Raw genomic sequence first — 3,363 nt, 5'->3', positions numbered from 1 at the left:
AATTTTGTGCAACTGCTACATAATACCGCTTCTTTTTTCTGATAAAATTTCCCTACGTTTCATTTTACCTTTTAAATACAATGTCAAAATTAAATATTATTTTTGCCGGCACGCCTGATTTTGCTGCGCAACACTTACAAGCCCTTTTAAATTCCGAACACAATGTAATTGCCGTTTACACCCAGCCGGATAAACCAGCCGGACGAGGTAAAAAACTGCAAGCAAGTCCGGTCAAGCAGCTTGCCGAAGCCCACCAAATTCCTGTTTATCAGCCTAAATCTCTCCGTAAAGAAGAGGCGCAAGCTGAACTTAAAGCATTAAATGCCGATGTGATGGTTGTGGTCGCTTATGGTTTGATTTTGCCGGAAGCGGTCTTAAATGCACCGAAATACGGTTGCTTAAACGTACACGGTTCACTTCTCCCTCGCTGGCGAGGTGCTGCGCCAATTCAACGTTCGATCTGGGCAGGCGATCAAGAAACCGGTGTAACGATTATGCAAATGGACATAGGGTTAGATACCGGCGATATGCTGCACAAAGTAACCACTGCTATCGATCCGCAAGAAACCTCTGCCTCTCTTTATGCTAAATTAGCAGAATTAGCGCCACCGGCACTACTTGAGGTTTTAGACGGTTTAAGTGAGCAACGCTTTAAGCCGGAAAAACAAGAGGAAGCGTTGGCAAACTATGCAGAAAAGCTCACGAAGGAAGAAGCAAAACTCGACTGGAATTTAACCGCTTGCCAGCTTGAACGTAACATTCGAGCGTTCAACCCTGCGCCTATTGCGTATTTAACGCTACCCGTAAATGGTGTGGAAGAGCGCATTAAAGTTTATCAAGCGGATGTTTTACCACATCAAGCTAAAGAGGCCGGCACCGTTCTTGCGGTGGAGAAAAAAGGTATTCAAATTGCCACTCATGAAGGCGTGTTAAACATTACCCAGCTACAACCACAAGGCAAAAAACCGATGTCTGTTCAAGATTTCTTGAACGGTCGTGCAGATTGGTTCATGGTCGGAGAAAAACTCTAAATGTTATCCATTCATCAGGCGCAATTTTCGTTATACCAACATCGCAAGCTGATTATTGACCAACTTACCATTCGCTCAGCCGAATTTTGGATCGTAGTAGGTGGCAATGGTTCAGGCAAAAGCGCATTGGCACAAGCCCTTGCCGGAGAAATCCCTTGCTATATCGGCGAATACCAAAATACATTTTCACGGATTGCGCTGCTCTCTTTTGAACAACAGCAAAAAATCATCACGCAGATTTTCAAAGACCGTAATAACGATACCGTTTCGCCTGATGACTTCGGTTTAACCGCACGCCAAGTGATCTTAAATGGCAGTGAAAAAACACAATTATGCGAACAATATGCACGAAAATTACATATTGAGGCATTTTTAGATCGCCCGTTTATCCACCTTTCCACGGGCGAAAGCCGCAAAGTACTTTTTTGCAAAATGTTGGTCAGTGAGCCAGATCTCTTAATTTTAGATGAACCCTTTGAAGGGCTTGATCAACAATCCGTTACCTACTGGAAAACGCTGTTGGCAGAACTTGTGGGCAAAATGGCGATAGTCCTGATTTCAAACCGATTTAATGATATTCCGGCTTGTGCAACACACCTTGCTCTTTTGGATAATCTCCAGTTGGTTTTACAAGGCACTCGCTCAGCCATAGAACAACAAGCGGTCTATTCTCAATTACAATTTGCAGAAAATCATCTTCATACGCCATTACCGAGTCGAGCAACGCCAGTGATTGCCCTTGAGCCAAACATCAACCCCTTTGAACTAAAAGAGGTGACCATTCAATATGGTGAGAAAATCATTTTGGACAAATTAAGCTGGACGGTCGAACCTCATCAACATTGGTGGATAAAAGGTCCAAACGGCGCAGGGAAATCAACCTTGCTTTCGCTGATTACCGGTGATCACCCTCAAGCCTATGCCAATAAAGTCCGTTTATTCGGGCAGCAACGAGGATCGGGGGAAACGATTTGGGATATTAAGAAAAACATCGGCTATGTCAGCAGCCAATTACATATGGATTATCGGGTAAATAGCTCGGTGCTTGATGTGATTATTTCCGGTTTCTTCGATTCCATTGGGATTTACCAACAAATTCCCACAGCGATCAAACTCAAAGCGATGGAATGGCTGGCTCGCGTTAATTTAGATCATATGGTAAATAAACCGTTTCGCACACTCTCGTGGGGGCAACAACGTTTACTGCTGATTGTTCGTGCAATGGTTAAACATCCACCGATTTTGATTTTAGATGAACCACTACAGGGGCTAGACGGTCTCCATCGTAAATTAGTTAAACAATTTATTGAGCAACTGGTTGAGAATAGCCAAACGCAACTGTTGTTTGTTTCCCACCAAGATAGCGATGCGCCAAATTGTATTACGCATTTGTTTGAGTTTGTGGAAATAGATAAAGGATATCGCTATCAGCAAACCCAAATTAAACCTTAAATTGCAAAATAAGCGGTCATTTTAGACCGCTTTTTTACAAATGCTACCAATCTCATCAAACAACTGCTGAATCTGCTCTGCACGGTGTCCTAACACTCGTACCATCAATCCACCTTCATTGAGTTGTGAAAGTCCGATCAACAGATTTTCACTGCTGGTAAACGTCTCTTGAAGTTGCTTCAACATCGCTTTGATTTCCAGCGCACTTTTGGATAAATTCAAATACGTCAGCGAACCCTGATGGCTATAATCCTCCATTTGGCTTAAGGCGGTTAGCGTCATTTTGCTTGGTAACCACTGAATACAGTCAGAAACAAACGGTCGTTTTTCGCCATTTTTTTGCAACGCATAAATTTTCAAATGGGAAGAAAACTGGCGGAACGCAAAACGTTCATCATTAAGCACACGCCCAATCGCCACAATTTCGCCATAAATCAGTTCGCTGTTCTCCGCCATTTCGATGGTCGTTTTTTGCTTTAATGCCGAGTCTTTATGCAACACCAGCGGGTGCGGCAAATAAAATAAACGGCTGGCTTCTGCCAGCTGAATTTGTGTGATTTGCTCGGCAAATTCGCCTTCATTCATCGCTTGCACACGGGTAAATGCCTGTGTAGTAAGTGTAAGTGCAGTCGATTTTCGCAATGAAATTTTAATATCCAAACTGTCGCCACCAAGCAAGCCGGGCGATGAAGACATCTGCATTGCATTCAAACCCTTTTGCCATGCCTCTGCTTTGTTTGTGGAATAATCCGGCAACGTCATCAATTTAAACGGAGGCGAAACAAAATAGTCATCAAGCTGGGTATTGCCGCTTGGGGTGAGTTTGGTTGAGATTAAAAGTTTACTATTCATTTTATGTAGGGGCGGGGTTTATCCCCGC

General features: G+C 43.4%; 3 protein-coding genes. 2 read left to right on the top strand and 1 reads right to left on the bottom strand.

All coding sequences use genetic code 11. The features are described from left to right. The first annotated feature begins 80 nt into the window (after positions 1-80). Complete coding sequence (fmt, locus tag AM305_RS01555) at positions 81-1,031, top strand: methionyl-tRNA formyltransferase (protein ID WP_005822535.1); 951 nt, start codon at positions 81-83, stop codon at positions 1,029-1,031. Beyond that, positions 1,032-2,483 (top strand): molybdate ABC transporter ATP-binding protein ModF, encoded by a 1,452-nt coding sequence (gene modF / locus AM305_RS01550; RefSeq protein ID WP_005822533.1) that lies wholly within the window; start codon positions 1,032-1,034, stop codon positions 2,481-2,483. Positions 2,484-2,504: 21 nt separating this feature from the next. On the opposite strand, the gene AM305_RS01545 is transcribed toward modF, so the two are convergent. After that, complete coding sequence (locus tag AM305_RS01545) at positions 2,505-3,335, bottom strand: urease accessory protein UreD (protein ID WP_005822531.1); 831 nt, start codon at positions 3,333-3,335, stop codon at positions 2,505-2,507. Positions 3,336-3,363: the final 28 nt, after the last annotated feature.

It is taken from the genome of Actinobacillus minor NM305 (assembly GCF_000175195.1).
Lineage (GTDB): Bacteria > Pseudomonadota > Gammaproteobacteria > Enterobacterales > Pasteurellaceae > Haemophilus_A > Haemophilus_A minor.
The sequence above is the reverse complement of the archived record's forward strand: the minus strand, read 5'-3'. Positions and strand labels throughout refer to the sequence as shown.

What these genes read in the sequence shown, in the direction of transcription:
- fmt (WP_005822535.1), top strand. Translation starts at nt 81, where the DNA reads ATGTCAAAATTAAATATTATTTTTGCCGGCACGCCTGATTTTGCTGCG.
- modF (WP_005822533.1), top strand. Translation starts at nt 1,032, where the DNA reads ATGTTATCCATTCATCAGGCGCAATTTTCGTTATACCAACATCGCAAG.
- AM305_RS01545 (WP_005822531.1), bottom strand. Translation starts at nt 3,335, where the DNA reads ATGAATAGTAAACTTTTAATCTCAACCAAACTCACCCCAAGCGGCAAT.